The following is a 24,203-nucleotide window of genomic DNA, read 5'->3' as shown; positions in this document are numbered from 1 at the left end:
GGCTGCACCTTGCGGCGCAGCCGGAAGCAAGCAGCCTATTCAGCGGCGTGACTGAGATTGGCGTCGTTGTTGTCGTTGACGGCCAGGCGCAGCGGCTCCGGCAGCCAGAACGTGCCCGCAAGCAGCTGCTCGGCCCGCATCGCAAGCTCGGACTTCTTGAGCTTCTCAAGAGCCGGCGCGTGTGTGCCGTTGGCCTCGTCGATGGCGGCGAGGATCTGCGTGCGGTTGATGCGCTTGAAGTAGCTCTCGGCGGTCGGCGTGAACCATTCGGTCATGTCGACGCGCAGGGCTTCGGCAAGCTGCGTCGCGTTGATGAGACGCGACGCATGCGGCCTGTAGGATTTGCGCTGCACGCCGTCCACGGATTTCGCCGCGATGAACGCCAGAATGCCAAGCAGCTCGTCACGCGGGCGTTCGAGGCACCATGCCCAAAGGTCATCAGCATCACCGGGGAGGCGGTCGCCAATGCAGGCACGCTCCTGCTCGATGGCCTCAAGCCCCTTGCAGGCCTCGGGTTTCGCCATGGCGCTGCTGAGGGCCGGGGATCGTGATGACAGTTTGAGGCAGCTTTCCGTGCCGCATCCCGGATAGAACATATCGAGAGTCAGGCAATGCACGACGGCCACCAGGGCAATGTCCGGCTGGGACATCAGCACAGCCCCGATGGCGGCGGTTTTCTGGGCCGTCAGATCCTCGGTAAGTCGCGGTGAAAGCCCGGACGGTGCAGGAGTTTCAGTGCGATCGTCGGTGTCCGTGGCGTCAATCGAGGCAAGCTCAGCCTTGCGGGCGTCTTCCTTGCGCACCAGGCCGCGCTCGATACGGACATCGCCATCATACTCCAGGGAGACCATCGCGCCGGCGAGGGCAAGCGTGTCGGTGGACCACGTCTCCGTCTTCAGGGTCAGCTCGTCCATGCGGGCTTCGATCTCGTCGAGACGCGCTTGGTCAGGGTCGTCGCTGTCAACGAGCGCATCATACTCTTCCGACAGTCGATCGTATTCAGCCTGATCGGCATCGCAGAGCGGGATCTGCTCAGGCAGCCGCCGCTCGAAGCGGGCGAAGGCCCGGTAGTCGGCATCGGCCAGGATATCGACCCAGTGCCAGCCCTCGGCCTTGACCCCGGCGGCGATGGCATCGAGCTTCTCGGTTACAAGGCGGTCGAGCAGGACATTGTCCTGGAGATAACCGGCGCCTTCCTCCGAGAAGAGATCCTGACGGATAACACCGCCTGCGGCCTGATACGCCACGACACCGACAAAGCGGACGCGCTTGTCAGAGGTTGGAATGTCCTCCTCGGTCAGCGCCCGGCGGATGGCGTAGGGATCGCGGTTCCAGGGCGCGAGCTCGGCAAACACCCGTTCCTGCGCCTCGCGGTCGTCGGTGACGGCGAAGGCCTGGGCCGCCTCGAGCCCGATATCGCCATTGCGATAGGCGTCGAGGATAACGGATGACAGACGCCCGAGCTTCAGACGCTTGGCGACCACGGTTTCCGTGATGCCGAAGCGCGCCGCGACTTCAGGAATCGTCGCGCCGTCATCGATGAGAATCCGGAACGCCTCGAACTGGTCGGCCGGGTGCATGGGGGCCCGCACGACGTTCTCGGCGAGACTGATCTCCGTTGCATTGACGTTGTCCGTCGCAAGCATGCAGGGAACCGGATGGTCCTTTGCGATGGTCCCGGCCTTGACGAGGGCGGTCAGGGCAAGATAGCGGCGCTGCCCGGCGACGATCTCGTATTTGCCGCGGGTGCTCTTGCGCACGACCAGTGACTGCAGCAGCCCATGGGCCGCGATTGAGGCTGCAAGCTCGGCGATGCCGTCATGGATGGCTGTCCTGCGGACATTGCCGTCCCATGGCGCAAGCCTGTTCAGCGGAATGGTGATGGTGTCGGTCATTGACTGTCTCCTTCGTCTTGCGAGCCCGCCGGGATGGCGGTCTCGATGCCGGACGAAGGCGACGGGCCAGGCGGGAGCGGAACCGGCCCGGTACAAACACGGGCCGGCGGCCGGCGAAGCCGCAAGCCGAGGGCATGCCCTTGAAGCGAGCGCGCACCGGCGCAGTCTCGGCATCATGAGAGAGCGCTTTCGCGGGCCGGACTATTGGAGTAGGAGGATGACCGCGGGGAACATGCCGGCAAGCTCGCCGACGATGGCTGCGTAGCAATGCCCTAGGCGTAGTCGCTGGCGGCATCACTTCCATAGAGTTCGCCGATCGTGGTGGCCGACTGCACTGCTTTGCGGACCGAAGCTTGCATAAGGTCAATCACGCGGAACTTTCCTACGACCTCGGCTAGCACTTCAACCCGTCGAAAATGATCAGCGTTCTCCTCGGCATACTTCGCAAGGCCCTTCAGTTTGGGTAGTGCATCGGCGTATTGGTCCCCGTGCGGATCGACAATGTCGGCTGCAATCGACCCATCGGGCATGCGAGCGAAGAAAATGAAGTCAGGCCGGACAATATTCGCCTCGCCTCCATTCTCGTAAATTACTCCGAGCGAATCCTGCGTCGGCCGGGCCGGGTTTCGATACCAACCGATTGTTGTCCCCCGCGTCAGCTCGTCGCTAACGACCTTGGCTTCCCAAGAGTTGAAATCACCCGGAAAAAAGCCGTCCTCGTCACAAAGAAGATGCTTTGCGAACCGGGGAAGAGGCTCTTCTTTTCCGTCGGCTTTGCGTGCGGACGTCATCTGAAGCCAGGTATTGGGCCGTGCAAGATCGACAGGTAGAGGATCAGCGCTCATTTCGCGGATCTGGCGATAGACCTCTTGCCGCTCGTCTGACAGAGCTTTGATCGGTACGCGATGCTGCGTGAGCCATTGGTTCGCGAGCTTCGCTGCAGCTGCATCGAGATCGTCCTTGATGTCTGAAACAAGGCCCATGGCAGCGACCACCGTATGAGCCTCGATGAGCGCTTCATCAGGATCTTCGTCGTTCGACGCTTTTCTGGCCAGGTGCTCGCTGTAGGTGGTCGCCAGATCCGGGCTGATCACGCGGGCTGCGCGTTTGTAGGCATCCTCAATGACAGCATAGTCTGCGGCTTCAACGAAATCGTTGAAGGTCATGCCTCTGGTTTCGACATCGGCCTTTACTGTCTTGCCTTCAACCGTGAGCACAGCTTCGCGGGCCTTCTTGATTTCTTCGGCATAGCGGACTCGTGCCCCATCGAGAACCTTGTGCATTTCCGAGTGCGCCTTCTTGCCGGCGTCGGCTATGAGACCATCCGCAGCCAGCTCATGGGCGAGAGCCGTCAAGCGCTTGATCGGACGGGTGTGTCGCTTCGGGAGTGTTTGAGATGGCAACGAAAGCAGTTTCTGCCAAACATCCTCCGGGATGGCTGGATTGGGCTTCATCTCTTGCGGATTAATCAGGACCCGGCGGCCTGGCAGCTCTTCGCCGGCCTCGCCGCCTGTCATCAGTGCCGTGACCACGGCCTCGACCGACTTCTTGTCAAAGTGCGGAAGCAGGCAATCCACCGCATTCAGACGCTCGTTGCCTGGGATGCGGCGCGCTAACGGTGTGCGTACCATGCGTCCAAGCAATTGCGTGATGTGCGTCCTGTCCGATGCCGCACGGAAGGAGACCATTACTTCGGCGCGGGGGCAGTCCCAACCTGTGCTGATTGCATCCTTTGCAACAAGGATTCGTACCCAGTTTGATTCCTGGACGCGCTCCGGGGCGATGTACGGAACCGTGTGCCTGCCAAATGTTTCCGTCTTGTGTTCGCCAAAGACATTGGCGATGCAGTCATGCGGCAAGTCCGGCCATTGCTCGAAAATAGTATCAAGCCACTTGGCGATATCCTTCGGGTCTGGCGAGTTGGGGACCTGCAAGACCATGAGCGGCAAGACAAGATCAGCGTCGTCCTGCTGCTTGGCGTAGTCTGCCCATGCTTCGGAAATCTCGCGCAGCTTGTCCGTTCCGCGCCGCAGCAGCACAGTTGAGACATCGCCGGCTTCGGCTGGGATGTCGAGATTGATCGTATCTTTGAGAAGTCCGGATTCCTGGACCTTCTTGGGGTCGACGATTACAGGAGACAATGTATCGCGGCCCTGCATCCCTGCGATTGCATCGTTGAAGCGTTGTACTGTTGCCGAGATCCCCCAAACGACGGGTATACCCGGCACGCCGCCTGAGCCGTTGATCAACTGCTTTACGATGGTTGGCTTTCCGTCGCCGTTTGACCTTGCGCCTTCCCTCATGCCCCGGTGAGCTTCGTCGAGTACGAGGTAGAGGGTCATATCCGGATCGTCGATGGTGTTACGTATCGTGTCCCAGATCGTGTGCGAGCGCATATCGGGCATGATGCGCTGACCGTCTGCGGTCTCCAGTGCAGGATCATCCTCGTCGTGGCCTCGAACAAGCAGGCTGTTCTTCGAGAGTTTCTGCGTGTTCAGGAAGTAGATCTTACCTGGTTGAAACGTCTCCCCAGCAAAGGAATTCCCGACGGGCACTAGATCAGAGATGGTGAGCTTGTCGGATGCCTCTTGAAGCCGCCAGCGCGACTGCTCGTTGAGGGATGGATCGTCGCTGAACCAGACTACTACGGCGCCTGGGTCCGCTTCAAAGTCATAGTCGTCGTTGCCGAAGAACAGTGCCTCGAAGACAGCTGCCGCCATCACCGTCTTCCCCGCGCCAGTTGTCGCGGTGAGTGAGAAGGCGTGTTTATCGCCATCCTCGTGCCAGCGCTTGCGACCCTTCTTGAGCCGATCGAGCACTTCCTTGACGGCTTCGTCCTGATAATCCTTCAGCGTAAACTTCATGTGTCACCGTCCCATCGAGAAGCGGAAGTTGGTCAGGTACGACTCGTAGAGCCGCACGGGTTCGACGGTAACGGGCAGACGGCGTGCCACAGATTGGAAGCGCCGATCGTCGTCAGTCACAATATAGGCGAACCGGACTGCATCCTTTCTCGCAATGGCCTTGCAGAAGGGGGCTGCCTTGTCCAGGTCGGTCAACAGGCCATAGGTGTCAGCAATTTCCCATCCCTTGGCCGGCAGCGCATCGATCCGTCTTCCTTCGCTACCTGCGCGCATCCAAAGGAGCGGAGCAATGCGGGCATAAGCGCGGTTATGGCTGACGGCTACCGGCGTCTCATAGGTCAGCGTGAAGAACTCTGCGTTCTCCTCAAACCCTTCGGCCATAGGGAATTCATCAGTGACTTTGTAATCGCTCTCGATCTCTTTGCCGTCAGGCGACTTGCCCGTGATAGCAGCGGCGATACGGGGCTTCGTGATATATTCACAGATGCCCCAATCTTCCCAATCGGCATCACCCGGGCGCAGCTTCTTCTTGCGAAGCGCAGCCTGTTCTTCTGCTGCGACCTCGTTGTTCGTTACAGAGATGCATTGGCGGCGGCCGCCATCCTCACGGTTTAAACGCATTACGGCGTGGGCGGTGGTGCCTGAACCACTGAAAAAGTCGAGAATTATTGCTTTTTGCTTGTCCGCAACGAAAAGACGCAAACAATCCTCCACAGCATGCAAGCTCTTGGGAAACGGAAACGCGCGATCCCCAATGAGCGACTTGAGTAGGTCTGTTCCATAAATTTCAGCATTATGCGAAGGCCTGACCCATGTAGAAACAGGCATCTTTATTTTGCTAGTTTCATATTTTGCGATCACGCTTCCATCTTCGGCTCTGCCAACGACTTTCGCTCTGCCGCTTTGTATATCTGCAATTCTTCCAGACGTGAGGTAGGATACTTCAAATTTCTGCGGCCTATCTGGTGTAGCGCGTCCAACGCGGACATATCCGTTGTCCAGGAGAGACTGAAGAGAAGGCCCGGTAAGCCCCCAGTTCATTTCTGTACCATCATCACGGACAGGGAAAACAGCTACGCATCCAGGCAACTGGGGTGCGGTCTTTCGATCAACCGCGTGATCGAGGGCCTCCCCGATGCGCTCGATCCGCCCACTACTGCCAATGTAGATGGGATAGAATTGAGATGTTCCGCCCTTCTTCGTGCCCCGCGCTGAAGACAGGTCGCTCCTGCGCAACGTCCTCCAGCTGACCGTTGATCCGGCAGCGAAGTCTCCATCAGGTTCCCCAAGCACTTTCGCAGCGCCAAACGCCAGGAAGAAAATATACTCTTCGCAGCGGGCGAATTCTCCCTGCCTGTACTTTCCTCTCGGATTGATAACGGTCGTAATCATTTCTTGCCGGGCGTCGGGAAATGTTTGCTCCAACAGCAGCGCCAGACGCGCAAATTCCTTGTCATCGATTGCGACAATAAGAACGCTATTTAGCGGATTTAAAAGTTCTCTTGCGACCCTTAATCGCCGCTCCATCATGGCGAGCCACTTTGAATGGCGGTAGAGATCGTCCTTTTCAACGTAGTTGTTGTTGTATTTCCAGTCCTGCGCGCCGGAATTATATGGAGGGTCGATGTAAATCGCGTCGATCTTCCCACGATGGGTGAACGTTAAGGCTTCCAGAACATGAAAATTTTCACCGTTAATGATCGTGTGAAACGGCTTATCGACACCGCTGTCGACCTTCCCCGTGCTGACGAGTCCGGGGTAGATGTAGTCACGGAACTCGGCGACCACGACTAAGTCGTCCAACGGCACTGATTTGCCGCCCGGCTCTTCAGTGCTCAAAAGCTCAAGGCGGGCAAGCCTCTGGTCTTTTACTCGCTCAAACCCGACGACCTTCCAAAGCCGTTGGTCACCCTTGGTAGTCGAGCCACGCGGCGGCAATATGCGAACCTTCTCGCCCTTACGGATTGGGCGCCCAGGTAGCTCTACGCTTTCCGGGCGGTGACGTTCGAAGTTCAGACCGAACGCGCGGCGCGCGGACAGGACTTTGAACTCGCGCTCGAGCTCCTGGCCGAGCGCCAAGTCTTTTGCCTTGGTTTGTGCGATCAGATCGGTGAGGCGCGACAAGTCAGCTTCCTTCTCATTTCTGGCGCAGCGTCGGCTTCGTTCGATCCGCGATACCGCTCTTTGGGGGACACGGCCTTATCGGCAGCTTCCCGATCTGTGGCCCGGCTTTGTCTCGGGCGACGCTTACTTCGTATGAGCCTTGCAGGCTGACCCAGAACTCAGGCTTCGTTCCGAACCAATGCGCGAGGCGCAGCGCTGTGTCGCCGCTGATCGCGCGCTTTCCGTTGATGATCTGGCTGATGCGGTTGGGAGGCACGTCTATCTGCCGTGCGAGCTCGGTGGGTGAAACACCGATTTCTGCAAGCTCTTCGGCAAGCACTTTGCCTGGATGAATGGCGGGACGTGGCATGGAGCAGCCCTCCCCGAGGCCGCAACAGGACCATGCCGAACGATGACGTATGACGTCAACCGTCTGCGCGAACTGACATTATGTAATGTGGATAAGGGTAGGTGATGAAAGCGATGGGCGCCCCGCTGATCCGGGCAACGGGACGCCCTTGAGCGGGTCAATACTCGCTCGGCAACAGGATCGTGTTGTCGGTGACGTAGAACTTGATCTCCGCCAGCGGAAAATCCGTAAAGGCAATGCGCTCGGAGGACACGGCGACACCTTTGCCGTCGGAGCAGACGAGATCGGCCGAGGCATCGGCGTTGACGCTCAGCGTCCAGAGCTGAAACGCCTCCGCTGCGATATGGGCCTCGAGCTGCGCGCAGGCGATTTTGTCGAGCAGCCACCAGGCTTCGCCGGCTTCTGCGACATGGCGCACGCCGTCGGTATAGACGATGTGGCGGATCAGGCCATGGCGATAGATGTGCTCGGTTCCGGTGAACTGGCTGAGATCGGATTTGATCAGGGTTTTGGTCATGGCGTGGCGTCCTTCTGGTGCGGGAGCCGCGCCGATCGCGGCCCCTTCACGCCGCATCACCGCCATCGCCGATGAGCGCGGCCGGCACGGCTGCGGCGCACGCCGCACCGCGGCAGCGGCGCGAAGCTGCAGGGCGCAGACCGAAGCGAGCGGCCTTGCGGGGCGTGCGGGCGATGGCCTCATGGCGGCGGGGGGCTGCCGGCCGGCTCAAGCTGAAGCGGCGGCCAGGTCCAACAGGCGGAGCGCATCGGGAAGGCCGGAGCGGGCCTATCGTGTCGGTGACGGTGAAAGCCCCTGATCCGTCTGTGCTTGACAGCAAGCGGCATCAAGAACAAAAACAGAACATCACCACGCGGGGGGGAAGGCATGCGGCTACCGGCACTACAGGCTTGTGAGGCAAGGACGCGGGTCAGCGTGCCGGTGTTCGTCTGCCGCGTACCGGCCGGGTTTCCGTCGCCGGCCGAGGACTATCTCGATCATCCGCTCGACTTCAACGAGCTGCTGATTGCCCATCCGGCGGCGACCTTCGCGGTCAGAATCACGGGCGAGAGCATGACCGGCATCGGGATCTTTCCGGGCGACATCGCGGTCGTGGACCGCGCGATCGCCGCAACCGACGGCGCGGTCATCCTGGGCATCCTCGATGGCGAGTTCACCATCAAGCGCTACCGGCGCAGAGGGAGCGCGCTCTGGCTCGAAGCCGCCAATCCCGATTTTGCGCCTGTGCCCATCGACCAGGACCGGGTGTTCGAGGTCTGGGGCGTCGTGCGCCATGTGATCCGCAGGCTTTAGGCGATGGCCGATCCGATCGCGCTTGTGGATTGCAACAATTTCTACGCCTCCTGCGAGCGGCTGTTCGAGCCGCGCCTGCGGGGCAGGCCCGTGGTCGTGCTGTCCAACAACGACGGCTGTGTGATTGCGCGCTCCAACGAGGCCAAGGCGCTCGGCATCTCCATGGGTGATCCCTGGCATCTCAACAGGGACAAGTTCACGGAGCACGGCGTCATGGTGCGCTCGTCCAACTATACGCTGTACGGCGACATCAGCAGCCGCGTGGTTGACGTGTTACGCGGCTTCACGCCGGAGCTTGAGGTCTATTCCATCGACGAAGCCTTTTTGTCCTTGCGCGGGTTTGCCGATCCGGACGCGCATGCCGCGGGGCTGCGCGCAACGGTGCTGCAATGGACGGGGATCCCCGTGTCGGTCGGCATCGCGCCCACCAAGACACTGGCCAAGGTGGCGAACCGTCTGGCCAAGAAAGGGCAGGGGCGGGACGGCGTCCATGCGCTGATGAGCGAGGCAGAGCAGACGCAGGCCCTGGAGCAGCTCGCGCTGACCGATCTCTGGGGCGTTGCAGGCCGCCTGGCCAAACGTCTCGGCGAACTCGGCATCCGCACGCCGTTGCAGCTTCGCGATGCCGATCCGGCGATCCTGCGCACGCATCTGGGCGTGGTCGTGCAACGCATCGCCGCGGAGCTGCGTGGCATGCCCTGCCAGGCGCTTACGCTTGCCGTTCCGGCCAACAAAACCATTCTCGCCTCGCGCTCCTTCGGCCGCCCCGTCTTGCAGCGCCAGGGGCTTGAGGAGGCGGTTGCCTCGCATGTCGCCCGCGCGGCAGAGAAGCTGCGCCGTCAATCTCTTGCGGCCAATGCGGTGATGGTCTTCGCCCACACCAATCCGTTCTGCGGGCAGGATGCGCAGTATTCAGCCTCGCGCACGATCGGCCTGCCGGTCGCAAGCGCCGACACGCGCATGCTCACCCGCGTCGCGCTGCGGGCGGCCTCGATGATCTGGCGCGATGGATACCGTTACAAGAAGGCGGGCATTGCGCTGCTCGACCTCTGCGCGGCGGGCGCGGTGCAGGGGGATCTCTGGTCGGGCCCTGACACGAAGCGGCAACAGGCACTGATGCGCGCAGTTGATCGGATCAACGCCGACTACGGCCGCGATACGATGCGGCTTGCCGCCTCGGGGATACGGCGCGACTGGTCGCTGCGCGCCGAACGGCGGTCGCCGCGCTATACGACGGACTGGGACGAGATTCTCTGCGTGCCCTGACCGTAAGCCAGTGCGCATCTGTGCAATTGCGGATTTGCCGGAATGGTCAGTCTGTCTTGTCTGTCTTAGGGGATCGCGCCGGATGGCGCCTGGCCGCCTCGCGCAGCAGGCGCTCATCATCATCGTCATCAAGCTCGAGCAGGATGATGCGGCCGTCCCGCGGAAAGAAATCGAGGATGACGGTCAGCCCGGCGCCGGTCTCATGCGGATAGGCGCGGCCGATGCGGGTCCACGCGGCGCGTCCGGATTTGGTGCGCCGTGCGTGGTAGGCGATGAGGACAGGATCGTTGGTCATGTGAAAGATGGATGCAAAAGGGGGCTCGCGCCGTAAAGGCGCAGACATCGCGCCTCTCATCCCCTCGGAGCCGTCCGTCGCCCGCTTATAAAAGCTGGCGGGCGACGGCGGCGTAAGAGGGATGGGCTCATCCCCTTGGTGGGTTCAGAGCCCTTCCAACTAGGTCGGTCTCGCCTTGACGTTGGCGCCAGGCGTGTTGCTGTTGGCCGCCTCGAGCGCTTTGGCGCGGCGATCCATCACCTGCTGCGGCGTTGCCGAGGAGAGCACCGTGCCGGCCTTGGTATCGACCTTGGCGCGGAAGTTCTGCGACAGGGTGTAGTCCTCTTCCTTGAGCCGGTCGGCATCTTCCTTGGTGAAGGATTCGGCGCCGGTGATATTGGCGGCCGGCACGTAGCGCTCCGAGCCCATGTTGACGAGGGCGATGCCCTGCGCGCGCAGGCCTTCCAGATTCTCGCGCGCGAGTTTGGAGGACTTGTCCCCGAACTCGATGCGGATGCTGACGCGGGCAGGATCAATATCGATGCCGCGTTTTTCCTTCAGGCTTTCTTTGGCGCGCTCCTTGTCCTCATCGGTGAGCGGCCGGATGAGCCGCACCGTATCGAGCGGAACGGTGCGCAGGACACCTTCGTGGGTTGTGTACTTCAATGCGTTGATTGCCATGATCATCTCCTTTTTTTGGTTATGGCGATTCAATCGTGGCAAGCCGTCCGCACATGTCACGATGCGGCGCAGCAAGAGTTATGCAAAGACAGCAATGCGCTCGGCGCGATCGACGATGGGCGTCTGCCCATGCGGCACAAACACATCGAGCTCATAGAGGGCACCGATCACGGCGCCGCGCATGTCCGCGCCGCCCAAACGCGGGCAGAAGCAATTGCCGCCCTGAAGCAGCACCACGATGCGTCCGCCATCATCCGCCTGCCCGGCGAAGAAGCAGGCGAGATCCCGCCCGAGCCAGGCCTTGGCGGTGAGCAGGCCTTTCCAGCGGCGCAGATGGGTATGCGGATGGTCGAACCCGCACAATAATTCTGCGTCGGGATGGAGGGCAAAGTCCGCGATGCCCTGAAGATCGGGATCAGTCATCGCAGCGGACACTAGCGCCCGTGTCATCGAATGCACGCTGCCCCGCAGCATCCCGCAAGGGATGGACGCCGCATGGCGGAAACCCGCCTGCCGGGCGGGCGAGGCACACGCTTTCATCCGCGGGGTTCCGTTCACGACAGCCCGGTCCGGCCGCGAGGCCGGGTGCGGCACGGCAACGGGGAAAACCCCGACTTTCCTATGGAACAATACGGGAACGATCGCCTACACTGCCCGTCATTGCATGGTCCGCGCAACGAGCTGCCGGACTGAGAAACCAAGCCATTTTTATTAGGGGGTCTGCATGAATGAGCCCGTCATCCACTGTCCGAGCTGCCGCAGCGAGATCAAGCTGACGGAGTCGCTTGCGGCGCCGCTCATCGAAGCCACGCGCCGTCAGTACCAGGACATTCTCGCCAGCAAGGAAAGCCAGGTCGCCATCAGGGAAGCGGCTATCTGTGCGAAGGAATCGGAACTGGAGAAGGCCAAGACCGCGATCGACGAGCAGGTCGCTGCCAAGGTGAAAGCAGAGCGCGAGGTCATAGCGGCCGACGAAGCAAGGAAGGCGAAAGAGCGGGCAGCATCGGATCTCGAACAGAAAGCGAAAGAGGTCAGCGAACTGCAGGAGGTGCTGAAAGAGCGCGACGCGAAACTGGCCGAGGCGCAGAAGGCGCAGGCCGAGATCATGCGCAAGCAGCGCGAGCTCGATGATGCCAGGCGCGAAATGGATCTCACCATTGAAAAGAAGGTGCAGGAATCGCAGGCGGTGATCCGGGACAAAGCCAGGCAGGAGGCCGAGGAGGCGCTCAAGCTGCGCGTTCTGGAGAAGGAAGAGCAGATCGCGTCGATGCAGCGGCAGATCGAGGAGCTGAAGCGCAAGGCGGAGCAGGGCTCGCAGCAATTGCAGGGCGAGGCACAGGAGCTGGAGCTGGAATCCCTGCTGCGTTCCAAATTTCCGATGGACCTCATCGAGCCGGTGCCGAAAGGCGAATTCGGCGGCGACGTGATCCAGAAAGTCCTTGGCGTCGCCGGCCAGCCCTGCGGAACGATATTGTGGGAATCGAAGCGCACCAAGAACTGGAGCGATGGCTGGCTGTCGAAACTGCGCGACGATCAAAGGGCTGCCAAGGCAGAACTGGCGCTGCTTGTGTCCAACGCTCTTCCCCGCGGCCTGAACAGCTTTGATCACGTCGACGGGGTGTGGGTTGCCGAGCCGCGCTGCGCGATCCCGGTTGCCATGGCGCTTCGACAATCCCTGATCGAGATCGCCAAGGTGAGACAGGCCCAAGATGGCCAGCAGACCAAAATGGAGCTGGTCTACGAGTATCTGACGGGGCCGCGCTTCCGGCATCGCATCGAGGCGATCGTGGAGAAGTTCTCCGACATGCAGTCAGATCTCGACAGGGAGCGCAAAGCCACATTGCGTCAATGGGCAAAGCGCGAGGCGCAGATCCGGGGCGTCATTGAAGCGACGGTGGGCATGTACGGAGATCTGCAGGGCATCGCCGGTCAGGCGCTGCAGGAGATCGAATCTTTGACCCTGCCGGCGCTCGAGGCGCCGGACGTCGAGAACGCGTAAGCGGCCGGGGGGAAGAAATGCGCATCAACAAGATTGAAATCCGCAACTTCAAAGGGCTGCGCGAAGCGGAGTTCAGGCCCGGAAGCTTCGCCTGTCTGGTCGGCGAGAACAATGCCGGCAAATCGACCGCGCTGCAGGCTCTGGTCATAGCGCTCAAACGGACGCCGCAACTGCAGTCAGAACATTATTATGATCCGGCGGTCCCTGTTCAGTTCAGGCTGGAGCTGTCGGACATCGGCGACGGTGATCTCAACCGCCTTGCCGAAGAGCACCGCACGAAGATGGCTCCTCTCGTGATCGACGGGACGCTTGTTCTGGTCATGCGCTATCGCCCTGGCGAAAAGCTCGAGATCCAGATCGAGCGCGTCGTCCCGGTTGATCAGCGCTACCGGGAAGACGCCATCAAGGAGGTGTTCAAGGGCAAGACGGGCAATGCCGTCCGGCAGGCCCTTGTGGAGACCTACCCGGAGTTTGCAGAAGGGGCGCCGGAACAGCTGAACATCACGGCGGCGCGTGACTACATCGGCGGCAGGGTTGCGGCGCTGCCTGCGGATCAGTTCACGCGGGCGGAAGGTCCGCTGCCTGCGGGTGTCCCGCAGTCCATATCCGCGCTGTTGCCTGAACCGATTTACATACCGGCCGTAAAGGACCTCGCGGACGATCTCAAAACGGCGCAATCAACTTCGTTCGGCCGCCTGCTGGGTCTTCTGCTCGAGGATATGGCGCCCGATCTTGAACAGATCTCGAATTCTCTTCAGCAGCTGAACGCACTTTTCAACCGTGTCGAGGAAGACGGAGCCGTCGTCGACAACCGCCATGACAAGGTGAAGGCTCTGGAATCGACGGTCGAAGGATTCCTCAAGGAAAACTTCCCCCAGGCCAGAATCGAACTGAAAGTCCCGCCGCCCGAGCTGAAAGCGATCCTGAACACGGCGCAGATCTATATCGACGACGGCTCACGCGATCTCGTCGAGAACAAGGGCGACGGCATCAAGCGCTCGCTGACCTTCGCATTGCTGCAATGCTACGTGGCGCGTCACGATGCGAACGGCGCAGAGGAGGAGAACGGCGTGGCAAGACGCCCGCTCGTGTTCCTGTTCGAGGAACCTGAGCTCTACCTGCATCCGAAGTCGCAGCGCACGCTGTTCTCGACATTGTCACGCATCGCCGAGCGGCATCAGGTCATCGTGACCACGCATTCACCGCTGTTTTTCGCGCCGGGCGTAACCGCTTCCTTCGTGCGCGTCGCCAAGGAGGCCGCCGATCCGAAGCCCGTCGGCAGACTGTACCCGGTGCAGTTTGATCTTGATGCGGCAAACGCGGCGGTCTTCCGTATCGCGCGGTTCGAGAACGCGGATGCAGCCTTTTTCAGCCGCCGGGTGGTGCTGTTCGAGGGGGAATCCGACGATGCGTTTTTCAAGCACGTGGCGCGGCTCCTGAATCCCGACTGGGATTTTGAGGCGAAGAACATCGCGATGGTGCGGGTGTCTGGTAAAGGCAATTTCGCACGCTTCCGCCAGTTCTTCGAAGCATTCGGCATCGACGTCAGGATCGTTGCCGATCTGGATGCACTGTTCGACGGCTACCATCACCTTGGCGGCCCCGCGGCAGCGCAGGATCTCCGCTCCGCAGCCATACAGGCCTGCGATGCGCGCATCGCGGCGCTCAATCTGAAAGCTGAACCGGAGCCAAGGCAGATAGTGGCCCGCGCAAAGAGCGCCGGATGGCGACAGCGTTATGACACGGCGAAGCAGACGCTCCGGCAAGTGCAGGCGAATGGCCAGATCACCGCCGACGAGATGGGTGTCATCGATCAGTTATTCGAGTGGGAAAAGGACATTGCACGCGATCACGTCTGCCGGGTGGACGATCAGGCCCGCGGCGCACTCGTGCCAACGCTCGATACGCTGCGGGGCGCCGGCGTGAACATCCTCTCAAGAGGCGCGATAGAAAGCTATTACCCCGCCGGCACGCCGGAAGGCGACTCCAAACCCGAGACGGCACTCAGGGCATTGGAGCTGGTGCCCGACCGGAACACAGCGCTCGGCCTGAGCACGCCACTTGCGAACGGCCGGGATCCGGAGATCGTCGAGATTTGCTCCAACCTTTTTGCGGATCTGTAAGGCTTTGGCGCTCTGGACGGCGCGCCGCCAGACGACCGGCATCAGAACCCCTGCATCAGGAAGTCGAGGGCGTCGACGATGGTCTCATGCTGATGATCGAGGTTTGCGACGCGCTCAGCGAGCCTCGACGAAGGCACCGCCGCAAGCTCGGGCGTGTTGAGCACGTAGTCCGTGCCTGAGATCGTCAAGAGCGGCCGCAGCCGTGGACTAGTTTCGCTCTTCTGCTCGTCCAACGCGACGAGGGGAACAACGACGCGGGTGCTGAGATCGCGCAGGATATCGGCTTGCACGTCCACAACGTAGTGCCTGAAGCCCTCCAGGCGGTAGACATCGAACCGCGCCATCAATCGACGAGCCACATAGGCTTGATCAGCGTGCCGGAACGTTCGATGCGCTCGTTATACGCTTCGATCGCCGCCTTATTCTCCGTCAGCCAGGCTTCTTCCTTGGCGCGCTTCAGCGCTGCCTCAATGCCAGCCTCTGCCGCACGAGACGTGTTGAGACCGTACGCTCGAGCTTCATCGATGATCGTTTCACGCACGGTGACGGTAATGGGGCGCCGTTTTGATTGGCCGTTCTGAGACATGGATGATGTATTGCGCATATATCCAATATATCATTATTCTGTATACGTATCAAATATGCGGATATTTCCCATAAGAAACATTATCATTCCATTCTTATGTCAACAGGCCGGCGACCATCCGGTCCTGCTCTCCTCCTCCGCAATCGCCCGGAACAGGGCCTTGGCGATGCGCAACTCTTCCTCTGCAATCGGCAGATTCAGATCAGCGTTGCGGAGGACAGCGAGACAGGCGCGGCGCTCCGGCTCAGTAATATGAAAGGAATACGGCTCGGCAACAGGGATCAGGCAGACGCGCGCGAGATTGACGTCGCGGGCGGCAAATGCCCTGCCCGGTCTCGCCGAGTTTCCCCTGCCATTCAGCATGGCGTTGAACAGTGATTTGGCAGCGCGGATATGGCCGGGTTCAACAGCTGTTCCACAACGGGCATGCTCAAGGATGGCCGCGCAGGCCGAGGTCTCGCCATTGGTCAGCTTAAGCTGACCGGCATGCTCGACACAGATCCGGGCCATGTGAATGTCCATGGCGGAGAATGGCTCCGGGCCGTCCAGGGATCCGCGCGCAACCTTCGGCATGTCACCGCGAGACGGTGAGCGGCACGGAATATTCCCGGGTCAGCGCTCCCTCGTCGTCAATATCAGCGACCAGCACTGGCTGATCCTTGGAAAGATAATCACGGATTTGCTCGTGCATGGCATCCACGAACACCTCCTCATCACCTGAGCCGCGGATGGCAATGCACATGCCCGTGTCGGTGTGGTAGCGGAACCCTGCAATGTCCTTGTGATCGCCGTACTGGGCGAAACAGAGAGCGTCATCGTGATTGACCAGAAAAATCCCGATCATACGCGCGGTCCCTGCGGTGTCTTTGCGTGCCTCGCAGTCACCTCCGCCTCCGGCCTTGGAAGGCTCATGTCGGCCGCCGCAGCGAAAAAGCTTCTGATGCCATTTTTACGAACGGCCCTGCCAATAAGAACACTGCCGGCACCAACAACCGCGGCGCCGACCGCAAAGTATGGGGCAATGGTGGAGGTCAGCAGGAGACCGCCGACGACTATCATCGCGCCGCCAGCTGACAGGTCGTTGCGGGCTGATAGCTGCCGCAAGGCGCGCAGTTTCCACCCTTGCCTGTCCAATTGGATAGGCGCTGCCAGCTTGGTGTTCGATGCAAATCGCTTATCAAAATCGCTCACAGAAATCCCCCTTACCACTCGCGCCCCGGTGCCGCGGGCTTGTTCACGCGCCCGGCCACTTCCGCATCCGCCTCCCGGCGCTTGGCATGACGCTCCAGCCGCTTTGCCTTGATGGCTTGATGCAGGCCGATCGCTCCCGAAGTTCCGCTCAAATCTTGGCATGCGGACCTCCTGGCATAGCCCGGCGGACTGCCACTTCAGCCTCCGCCTCGCGCCGCTCGCCCCGTTTTTGGATGCGCACAGCCTTTGCCCAGCTGGCGAGTCCGTAGGTTCCGGCGACAGCCGCCGCTACGCCCATGACCAGAGAAAACGCCGGGGCGACAGATGCGGTCAGGAACACCGCTGCGCCTGTCTTGGCGAGGAACAGACCAATGGCGGCGGCGTTGCCTCGGTACATGTTTGCTCTGGCGCGGTCGTACTCTTTCAGCTCGCTACGTGACAGGTAATCCTGCCAGCCGCAGATATCGGACTGAGCCGGTGCGGCAAGTTTAGCCTTTTCCCTGAAATCCTTGTCGTAAAACGACATTGGCAGCCCTCCCCGTCACGCTCATCGATGATTGAACATACTTGGCCTCTGCACCTCCATGCTATGCCCGCGGCTGTCGTGTGGTCGTCGGAGCGCGCAGCGGCGAGACCGTTTTCGCTCGCGCCCAGCCGATTGCTTCATTGAACGCGCTTTGCGCCATGACGCGCACGACTTCAGCGGTCGGAAACACCGCCTGGAGCAGCAACGACAGGTGGGAACCCGGGTTTCCAGTAGCATGAATTGGCTTTTTAGGAATGGACATAAATAGCCCCTTTCGCAGTACGCATTAATTGTTTTCATATTATAGCCGGAGTCCGCCTTCATTGCATCAGGACCATATTCTTAGACCGGCGCAATAACCGTATCAATTCAGCGCTTTACTAGTTTACCGAAATTGGCGTTTTGCAGGAATATGGTCCTATTGCGTGAAATCCCCAAGATTTGCTTTATTTTATGCAAAGCAAAACAGAGATTTGGAATATGGGCATTTCGAGAAACGAATTTACGGACAGAGCCAGCCTTGAAAATCTGGTCGATGCCGAAACCGAAGAGCTACGACGCTATGTGCCGGAGAAGATAGCGCTTCGCCGCCGGGAGGCCATGCTTCAGGCTCTCACATCCCTGGCGACGCCGCGGTCAGCCGCTAAAGCATTCGTGAAAACGACTGTGGTTGCCGCTGTCGGTGGCGTTTGCGTCGCCGGCGGTGCGGAGATGCTCTTGGGGCTGGGAACTACGGCAGGTTCCGTCCTTTTCGAACTCGGCGCTAAGACCGCCATGGTCTCGCCGGCATTCGGCGGCGTCGCCATCGCGCTCACCGATGGGCAGAACCAGAAGCAGTATCGGGAACTGCTGAAGGAGATCATCAGATCACACCGCCGGACCGAGCAGATGCGCAAGGGAGTGGTCCCGGATCTAGGGCTGAATACCTGAGGCGGAAACCTCGTCGGAAGCCTGCGAACGCTAGTTCAGGCCGGCAGGCCCAAAGTTTAAATGAGGGAAGATGCCCCGCACCCAGCTTGCCGCGTTGCCGCCAAACCTGGCCTCAAGTGTCGGCACGATGTCTGCGACGGCCACGGCCCTGCAGTAGTTGACGCTTACAGACGTGACCTTACGAGCTTCGTCGATTGGGATGCGGTCTTCAGCCACATCATGGATCAGCGCGTGCAGCGCCATCGCCGCGTCGTCGAGGCTGGTCAAAGCGCCTGAGGCTTCCGCCTCGGCGCGCATTCTCTGAAGGAGCACTTTCCCGATCTTCTTTGCCAGCCTCTCGCGAAGCAGTCGGGTAGCCTCGTCTGTGTCCCCATCCGCGATGCCGATCTGCTCGATGCGGCGGCCATTCTTGTTGAAATACTCACACAGCAGGCAATCAGCACCAAAACGCACGCATACTCCTTTGTTGGGATTGCGTCAGTCATGGCAGTTCGGGGGGGCGCAAAAGCAAAATTTGCCGGGGCTGAATGAGTCATGGGAAACCAAGGGCGGTACATGATGCGCAACGATTTTTTTCCTAAGTCTGTAATAGAGCCAATCGCGTCCGCCTGACATCCGACCAATGGCGACGACACGCCCCATTAGAGCAGGCAATATTTTTTTCCGTTTTAATTTAATCCAGATTATAATTCTGCCGCATGCGTATAATTGACACTTTTCAAACACTCACATTTAGCTGAAGAGGTGAAATGAAAAACAAACTGACATCGTTCATGAGTGATGGCTGCAAACTTGACGCAGAATTCTTTTGCCCGGACAGCGACAATCTCGACTCCTCGCGACCACTGATTGTTATCATGTCCGGCTTCACTGGATTGAAGGAGATACATCCGGCGCGATTTTCCCGTTTCCTGACCGCTCGCGGTCATCGGTGTTTTTCATTTGATTACAGGGGATTTGCGCGCAGCGAGGGACGCAAGGGACATCTGATTCTGCGAGAACAGGTGCGCGATGTAAGGAATGCGATCGCTCATGTCACCGGAAGCGGTCTTGTCAGCCGGTCCGGGATTATCCTCGTGGGTTGGGCGATGGGCGCGGGCGTAATCCTGGAAGCTGCTTGTAACGAACCTCAGATATGCGGCATTGCCGGTTTGAACGGGCTTTACGACGGTCGTCGATTTCTGGCGCTTCATAAGAACGATAGCGCAATGAAGAATTACGAGTCGTGGGTTTTTAATGCGCGTATTCAGGCGACAAAGACCGGAGAATGGCCCCTCGCCAACCCGTTTGATATTTATCCGCTTGATCCGTTGAGCGAAACATATGTCCATGATGAACTCAGGAAATTCCCCAACTATTCGGAAGAGAGCTTCTCAATGGCATTTGCAGACTCGCTTCTCACGTGGAAGCCGGAGGCGATCGCACCGCACATGCATGTCCCCTTGTGGCTCGCGCACGGAACCAACAATGAACTGCACTCTCCAAACGAGACACGCTCGCTGGCGTCGGCTTATGCCGGAAGCGTGACGGAGTATTGGATTGAGGGCGCTGGACATACTGAATGGATGCTCGATGACAACCCCACGTTTCAACGGACTGCCAACGAATTGGAGAGTTGGATCACTCAGCGTCTTGCAGAGTGACAGCAGGCCCTGCGAGCCCTGACCGGCTGCCCCACCGGGTTCGTCCCACACGCCCGTTCGCCGTGGCGTGTTCCCTAGCCCCGTGCGGCACGGGCTCGGCCACGCCGCAGAGGCGGAGGGCAAATCATGGTTGGTCGAATGAATATGGAAACTAGCGTGCAACCTTCAGCGCATCGATCTCACGGCGGAGATCTTGGTAGTTGTCGTTCGCGGCTTTGAGCTCGGCGCGCAGATTGTCATTGTCGGCCTTGAGTTCTTTGATCGATTCAATGAGCGGGCCGATGAGAGAGGTGTAAGCTACGCCTTTTGTACCATCGGCCTGGGTGCTTACGACTTCGGGAAATATCTTTTCGACCTCCTGCGCCAGAAGCCCGAGTTGTTGCTCCGCACCGCGCTGAGGGTCTTTCCATCGATAGGACACGCCGCGGAGTCGGGATATCCTTTCGAGTGCGTCAGGTATGTCGGCAATATCTTTTTTCAAAGTCATGTCTGAGTTTTGGGTGAGGGTGCCGGCGATCCACATCGCCCCGGTATTGCCAAGCGTCAATCTGAAAGAGTACCCGCTGCCGTCGTTGTAAAAGGCTTGCATGATGTCGCCCGTGCCCCCGGTCTTGTGGAGCGCCAGCACGCGACCTCCCGGGGTCGTATTACTCAGCCACGCGGCATCACTACTGCCACTGCCGCTATTCACTATCCTTATACCGTTCGTGCTGCCGGCCGAGTTGGCAATATCCAATTTGTGGACCGGGTTTGTCGTCCCGATACCGACGTTGCCGTTTTGATCGATCCGCATTCTCTCCACGGGCGCGGCATCCGACCCGCTATCCGTCGAGAATGTCAGCACGCCGGCGCTTGCACCGGTGCGCCATGCGCCAATATCAAAGATGCTGGAGCCCTTGTTCTGCAGATAGAGGCCATCCGCGGTTAATGTATCCGCTGCCCCGCTTGCAACGATCGCGCCGCCCACCTGCAATCGCTGTGTCGGCGCTGTCGTCCCGATGCCGACATTGCCGTTGTTTAGAATGCTCAAGAGTTTATTATTTGCAGTATCGGCGAACGAAAACGCAGCTATTGCAGGGCTGCTCTGGGCTGAGCGGAACAGCATGCCCCAGTTGCCGTCAGAAAATATGCTGCCATCCGTGTAAGTCCCGCCGGGCTTCACTACGAGCGAACCTCTGATATTGCCATTGACATCGAGGCGATGGTCCGGGCTTGTTGTCCCGATGCCGACGTTGCCGGCGGAACTAATGCGCATGTATTCCGAGCCGGCATTGCCGAACGCCAACCCCTGGCTGGCGACGCCCGGATTGAAGTCGATATACCCCATATCCGTACTGTCGACACCTGATTGGATTCGGATAGCCACACCTGTCCAACCGGTGCCTGCCGTCGACCGGTAGAGCTTGGTTTTCAAGTATGCATTGTTGCCAGCACTGCCACTCAATTGAAGCAATTCGGAGCTGTCGCCGACACCGGAGCCTACTGTTATCGTGGCTTGGTTGACATGCAGAAGCGCCCCGGGGTTTGCCGTCCCGATGCCGAGGCGTTTGTTCGTATTGTCCCAGTGCAGATTGGTGTCAGCGGCGAAAGCGTCCGACCCGTCGTTGAACTGAATCTGCCCGTCGTCGCCTGCGGCTTCGGCAGAAGCGCCGCCCTCTTCATCAGCCGCGCAGGCCCAGGCCGAGCCGTTCCATTTCGGAATCTCGTTGGTAGAGCATGACAGTCCGGCAAGCGTATCGGTGCCGCCGCCACCCGTGCCCGTGTACTGGCAGAAGAGAACGGCGACGTTGGCCGGGCGAATTTTGCCGAGACGTACATAGGTGTCGTTGTTCGAACCGTCGCTGTTGATATAGTTGGCTGACAGGGAGCTAATCTGGCGTGTGCTGTCAAATCCCGCAGTTTGATCCGGGAAGTCGCCGACCGCATAGTGCCATCCGACGCTCCGCCCCCATCTGTAAAGGACTTCCGTTGCTTCCTGCTGATGTCCGGGCGCCCGTGTTCCCGCCCCATCAATACCGGCACCATTATCGATGCCGCGAAGGAAGCGCCCTCTGGCCGGTGTGTATTCCGCCCATCCGTCGGGACATGACGCTGCAGCAAAGGCAGCAATGGTTCCGGTAGGTACGCCGCCACCGACACCCCTCCAACCGCCGATCGTGCAGATTTGCAAAGCGCCGCTGTTAAAGCGCAGTGTGCCGAGTTTGACGTTTGAAGCGCCGGGGCACGTATCGCTGTCGTCGCCGAGTTGAATCCCGCCATCCACGTGCAGCCTGGACCGCGGCGTCGTTGTCCCAACGCCGACATTGCCGGTCGCCTCTATAACCATCTTGCGGTCGGCCGAGGTGCCGCCTCCCGCGTAGACTTGCCATTCCGAGTCCTGAAATGCGTAGCGAAGATAGCCCAGACCTGCAGAGCCTTCCCCGACCACGATCCCGGTACTAAGCGGCGTCACACCGTCATTGTGAAGTTCAAGATACGTATTATTCGAGTCGGCTGTTCCAATTAGCCTCGCCAGAAAACCATTCCCGGCACGTACATCGAGCGCCCTGACGGGCGTTGCCGTCCCGATGCCGAGACGCTTGTTCGTGTTGTCCCAGACAAGGTTCACGTCGTCCGCAGCAAAAGCATCGCTGCCGTCGTTGAACTGGACCGCCCCCGCGACCGAACCTGCGGCTGTCGCTGAACCACCGCCGCCTCCAAGCTCCACGGCGGTTATGGTGGAATATCCCGGCAGGGCAGTCACACTGCCCGCTACTCCGAGTACGCGCAATTCATACGTCGTGTCGACGCTCGGACGCACCAGTGCATAGGCATTGGATTCGAGGTTCGCGCCGTCAGCCTCGCTGCCATTCGAGCCGACAAACGCCGACGCTGTAACGTCGTAGAAGTTGTAATCAAACGCTTCGTTCGCCATACTGCCCGCGCGCAGATCGGCGATGAGCATGTAGCTGCTGCCAGCCTTGAGCGTGATCTGGTTGCCAGACTGGGTGATGTTGCTGCCATGGCTTGAAAGCACGGTGTTGAATGGAACCACGGCGCCACTTACAACCGTCCAAGTGGCGCTGAGCGTTTTGCTCATGAAGCTTCCGCCGCCGGAACCCGAACCGCCGCCCGCCGCCGTACCTGGCTCCCATGAACTTGTCGATGTGTTCCACACCAGGGTGTTGCCATCGGCAAGGCCGGTCAGATCGACATCGGTGAGTCCCGCCAGCGTGGTCGAACCCCCTCCTCCACCGCCGCCTTCGATGATCGAACCGTAGAAGGAATCCCAACTGTTGGTGTGAAGACCGGCGCCGGATACAACAACATCAACCGTATCGCCGGCGCTCATGTGAGCGATGGAACTGACCTGCAATTGCTCAAACTCGCCCGTGTGGGCATAGGAGCTTTGGAGGCTGGCGCCGTTCTTGCGCAAATAGAGGTTTATTGTGCTGGCACCCGTCGGAAGGACAGAAGCGTTGAAGAAGTAAACGCCGGTTTTGGGCGCGGTAAAGACACCTGTCGTGTTGTTGTAAGCGCCGCCCTCGTTAGAAACCACGGTGGGGAATGATTTCAGGGTCCCGCCACCCTTGTTCGCCTCCCCTTTGACATGAAAGTAGACGGAAGGGCTACCAGCTGCACCCGTGCCGACCGCTTCCCATGAATCGCCGTCGTAATAGTTCAGCGCATCCGAATCGGTGTTGTAAACAACAAGCCCCGTCGCAGGGCTCGCAATCGCATCGCGATCCGCCTCTGTCATGCGCGGCGGCAGGAAGCCCCTGGTGGTGGAATTCAACGTCAGCAGCGCGGACGGATTTGGAGAGGTAACGCCTATGCCGATGCCGCCATCCTTGTGGAAGGACAGTGCATCGAGCCGAGCGCTTCCGTCCGCATTTCGCCAGGCAAGCTTGTAGCCGAATACACCACCATTCATGCCCGTCTGCATGAAGTCCAGACGCCGTTCGTCAGCCGTATTCGAATACGCAGCAGACTGATCCTCCGGCCTGAAGGAAAGCGTCACATCGCCTTCAGCAGCAGAAAGCGCCAGTCCGCCACCATGCACCGTAAGCCTGCTTGGCGGCGTCGCGGTTCCGATGCCGAGGCGTTTGTTGGTGTTGTCCCAGAAGAATTCCTGCCCTGCTGTGCTGCCTGAGTAGGTAAGCCCGCCCGATCCGTCGGAGATCTGGACATAGCCTGCCGGTCCTGCGGCATTGGCCCCTGCCCCGCCCGTATCCGCCAGTGTCAGCCAGTTTGTCCCGTCGCAGAACTTGAGCGCATTGGCGTTGCCGTCATAAACGAGCATCCCCTTTTCGACCGTCGAGGCGAACAATGTCGCCGGGCCTGCCTGCGTGGTGCTGTCCGTCAGAAAGCTCACCACCAGATCGGTCGCTGTTTCGAGCGGCGCGGCAGGACAATCGGCCTGCCCGGGATTCGCCGATAGGCACGATAGAAGGATTGCAATGC

General features: G+C 60.1%; 22 protein-coding genes. 6 read left to right on the top strand and 16 right to left on the bottom strand.

Features of this window, described 5'->3' with window-relative positions; translation table 11 throughout:
• Positions 1 to 35: 35 nt before the first annotated feature.
• From V7082_RS03580 to V7082_RS03560, 5 genes are all read right to left on the bottom strand, one after another.
• On the bottom strand, positions 36 to 1,895 hold the full coding sequence (locus V7082_RS03580; RefSeq protein ID WP_334146248.1) for a ParB/RepB/Spo0J family partition protein: 1,860 nt from the start codon (positions 1,893 to 1,895) through the stop codon (positions 36 to 38).
• 272 nt (positions 1,896 to 2,167) lie between these two features.
• Entirely contained in the window at positions 2,168 to 4,759 is a 2,592-nt protein-coding gene (locus tag V7082_RS03575) for a DEAD/DEAH box helicase (RefSeq protein WP_334146247.1), read from the bottom strand.
• 3 nt (positions 4,760 to 4,762) lie between these two features.
• Entirely contained in the window at positions 4,763 to 6,883 is a 2,121-nt protein-coding gene (locus V7082_RS03570) for a site-specific DNA-methyltransferase (protein WP_334146246.1), read from the bottom strand.
• 13 nt (positions 6,884 to 6,896) lie between these two features.
• Positions 6,897 to 7,232, bottom strand: a complete 336-nt coding sequence (locus tag V7082_RS03565; RefSeq protein ID WP_334146245.1) for a HigA family addiction module antitoxin — start codon at positions 7,230 to 7,232, stop codon at positions 6,897 to 6,899.
• 157 nt (positions 7,233 to 7,389) lie between these two features.
• A complete protein-coding gene (locus tag V7082_RS03560; protein ID WP_334146244.1) occupies positions 7,390 to 7,749 on the bottom strand; it encodes a DUF6876 family protein in 360 nt (119 codons plus the stop codon).
• Between the two features lie 414 nt (positions 7,750 to 8,163).
• On the opposite strand from V7082_RS03560, the gene V7082_RS03555 reads away from it, so the two are divergent.
• Positions 8,164 to 8,541, top strand: a complete 378-nt coding sequence (locus V7082_RS03555; protein ID WP_334146243.1) for a LexA family protein — start codon at positions 8,164 to 8,166, stop codon at positions 8,539 to 8,541.
• A 3-nt stretch (positions 8,542 to 8,544) separates the two neighbouring features.
• Positions 8,545 to 9,807: a Y-family DNA polymerase gene (locus tag V7082_RS03550; RefSeq protein WP_334146242.1), complete on the top strand. Its 1,263-nt coding sequence runs from the start codon at positions 8,545 to 8,547 to the stop codon at positions 9,805 to 9,807.
• Between the two features lie 46 nt (positions 9,808 to 9,853).
• Here V7082_RS03550 and V7082_RS03545 read toward each other — a convergent pair whose 3' ends face one another.
• From V7082_RS03545 to V7082_RS03535, 3 genes are all read right to left on the bottom strand, one after another.
• Positions 9,854 to 10,102, bottom strand: coding sequence for a hypothetical protein (locus V7082_RS03545; RefSeq protein WP_334146241.1), 249 nt, complete (start codon positions 10,100 to 10,102; stop codon positions 9,854 to 9,856).
• Positions 10,103 to 10,261: 159 nt separating this feature from the next.
• Positions 10,262 to 10,837, bottom strand: coding sequence for a hypothetical protein (locus tag V7082_RS03540; RefSeq protein ID WP_334146240.1), 576 nt, complete (start codon positions 10,835 to 10,837; stop codon positions 10,262 to 10,264).
• Between the two features lie 3 nt (positions 10,838 to 10,840).
• Positions 10,841 to 11,185, bottom strand: a complete 345-nt coding sequence (locus V7082_RS03535; RefSeq protein ID WP_334146239.1) for a hypothetical protein — start codon at positions 11,183 to 11,185, stop codon at positions 10,841 to 10,843.
• 301 nt (positions 11,186 to 11,486) lie between these two features.
• Between V7082_RS03535 and V7082_RS03530 the strand changes: the two genes are divergently transcribed.
• Complete coding sequence (locus tag V7082_RS03530) at positions 11,487 to 12,761, top strand: DUF2130 domain-containing protein (RefSeq protein ID WP_334146238.1); 1,275 nt, start codon at positions 11,487 to 11,489, stop codon at positions 12,759 to 12,761.
• Between the two features lie 17 nt (positions 12,762 to 12,778).
• Complete coding sequence (locus tag V7082_RS03525; RefSeq protein WP_334146237.1) at positions 12,779 to 14,884, top strand: ATP-dependent nuclease; 2,106 nt, start codon at positions 12,779 to 12,781, stop codon at positions 14,882 to 14,884.
• 41 nt (positions 14,885 to 14,925) lie between these two features.
• On the opposite strand, the gene V7082_RS03520 is transcribed toward V7082_RS03525, so the two are convergent.
• The 6 genes from V7082_RS03520 to V7082_RS03495 form a co-directional block, all read right to left on the bottom strand.
• Positions 14,926 to 15,228 carry a CcdB family protein gene (locus tag V7082_RS03520; RefSeq protein WP_334146236.1) on the bottom strand — a complete coding sequence of 101 codons (303 nt, stop codon included), beginning with the start codon at positions 15,226 to 15,228 and terminating at the stop codon, positions 14,926 to 14,928.
• Entirely contained in the window at positions 15,228 to 15,488 is a 261-nt protein-coding gene (locus V7082_RS03515) for a type II toxin-antitoxin system CcdA family antitoxin (protein WP_334146235.1), read from the bottom strand. The genes V7082_RS03520 and V7082_RS03515 overlap by 1 nt, the downstream gene beginning before the upstream one ends.
• Before the next feature lie 81 nt (positions 15,489 to 15,569).
• A complete protein-coding gene (locus tag V7082_RS03510) occupies positions 15,570 to 15,992 on the bottom strand; it encodes a hypothetical protein (RefSeq protein WP_334146234.1) in 423 nt (140 codons plus the stop codon).
• Positions 15,993 to 16,044: 52 nt separating this feature from the next.
• Positions 16,045 to 16,314, bottom strand: a complete 270-nt coding sequence (locus V7082_RS03505) for a hypothetical protein (RefSeq protein ID WP_334146233.1) — start codon at positions 16,312 to 16,314, stop codon at positions 16,045 to 16,047.
• On the bottom strand, positions 16,311 to 16,661 hold the full coding sequence (locus V7082_RS03500; protein ID WP_334146232.1) for a hypothetical protein: 351 nt from the start codon (positions 16,659 to 16,661) through the stop codon (positions 16,311 to 16,313). Before V7082_RS03500 ends, V7082_RS03505 begins: the two co-directional genes overlap by 4 nt.
• A gap of 148 nt (positions 16,662 to 16,809) precedes the next feature.
• Positions 16,810 to 17,187 carry a hypothetical protein gene (locus tag V7082_RS03495; protein ID WP_334146231.1) on the bottom strand — a complete coding sequence of 126 codons (378 nt, stop codon included), beginning with the start codon at positions 17,185 to 17,187 and terminating at the stop codon, positions 16,810 to 16,812.
• A 480-nt stretch (positions 17,188 to 17,667) separates the two neighbouring features.
• On the opposite strand from V7082_RS03495, the gene V7082_RS03490 reads away from it, so the two are divergent.
• Positions 17,668 to 18,117 (top strand): hypothetical protein, encoded by a 450-nt coding sequence (locus tag V7082_RS03490; protein ID WP_334146230.1) that lies wholly within the window; start codon positions 17,668 to 17,670, stop codon positions 18,115 to 18,117.
• Between the two features lie 30 nt (positions 18,118 to 18,147).
• Here the strand turns inward: V7082_RS03490 and V7082_RS03485 are convergent, their stop codons facing one another.
• The gene (locus tag V7082_RS03485) at positions 18,148 to 18,570 is read right to left on the bottom strand and encodes a hypothetical protein (protein WP_334146229.1); all 423 of its coding nucleotides are present in this window, start codon (positions 18,568 to 18,570) and stop codon (positions 18,148 to 18,150) included.
• Between the two features lie 296 nt (positions 18,571 to 18,866).
• On the opposite strand from V7082_RS03485, the gene V7082_RS03480 reads away from it, so the two are divergent.
• Complete coding sequence (locus V7082_RS03480; protein ID WP_334146228.1) at positions 18,867 to 19,760, top strand: alpha/beta hydrolase; 894 nt, start codon at positions 18,867 to 18,869, stop codon at positions 19,758 to 19,760.
• 151 nt (positions 19,761 to 19,911) lie between these two features.
• On the opposite strand, the gene V7082_RS03475 is transcribed toward V7082_RS03480, so the two are convergent.
• Positions 19,912 to 24,114 (bottom strand): tail fiber domain-containing protein, encoded by a 4,203-nt coding sequence (locus V7082_RS03475; protein ID WP_334146227.1) that lies wholly within the window; start codon positions 24,112 to 24,114, stop codon positions 19,912 to 19,914.
• Between the last annotated feature and the right edge of the window lie 89 nt (positions 24,115 to 24,203).

This window comes from Hyphomicrobium sp. (genome assembly GCF_036833075.1).
In the GTDB taxonomy this organism is placed as follows: domain Bacteria; phylum Pseudomonadota; class Alphaproteobacteria; order Rhizobiales; family Hyphomicrobiaceae; genus Hyphomicrobium_C.
The sequence above is the reverse complement of the archived record's forward strand: the minus strand, read 5'-3'. Positions and strand labels throughout refer to the sequence as shown.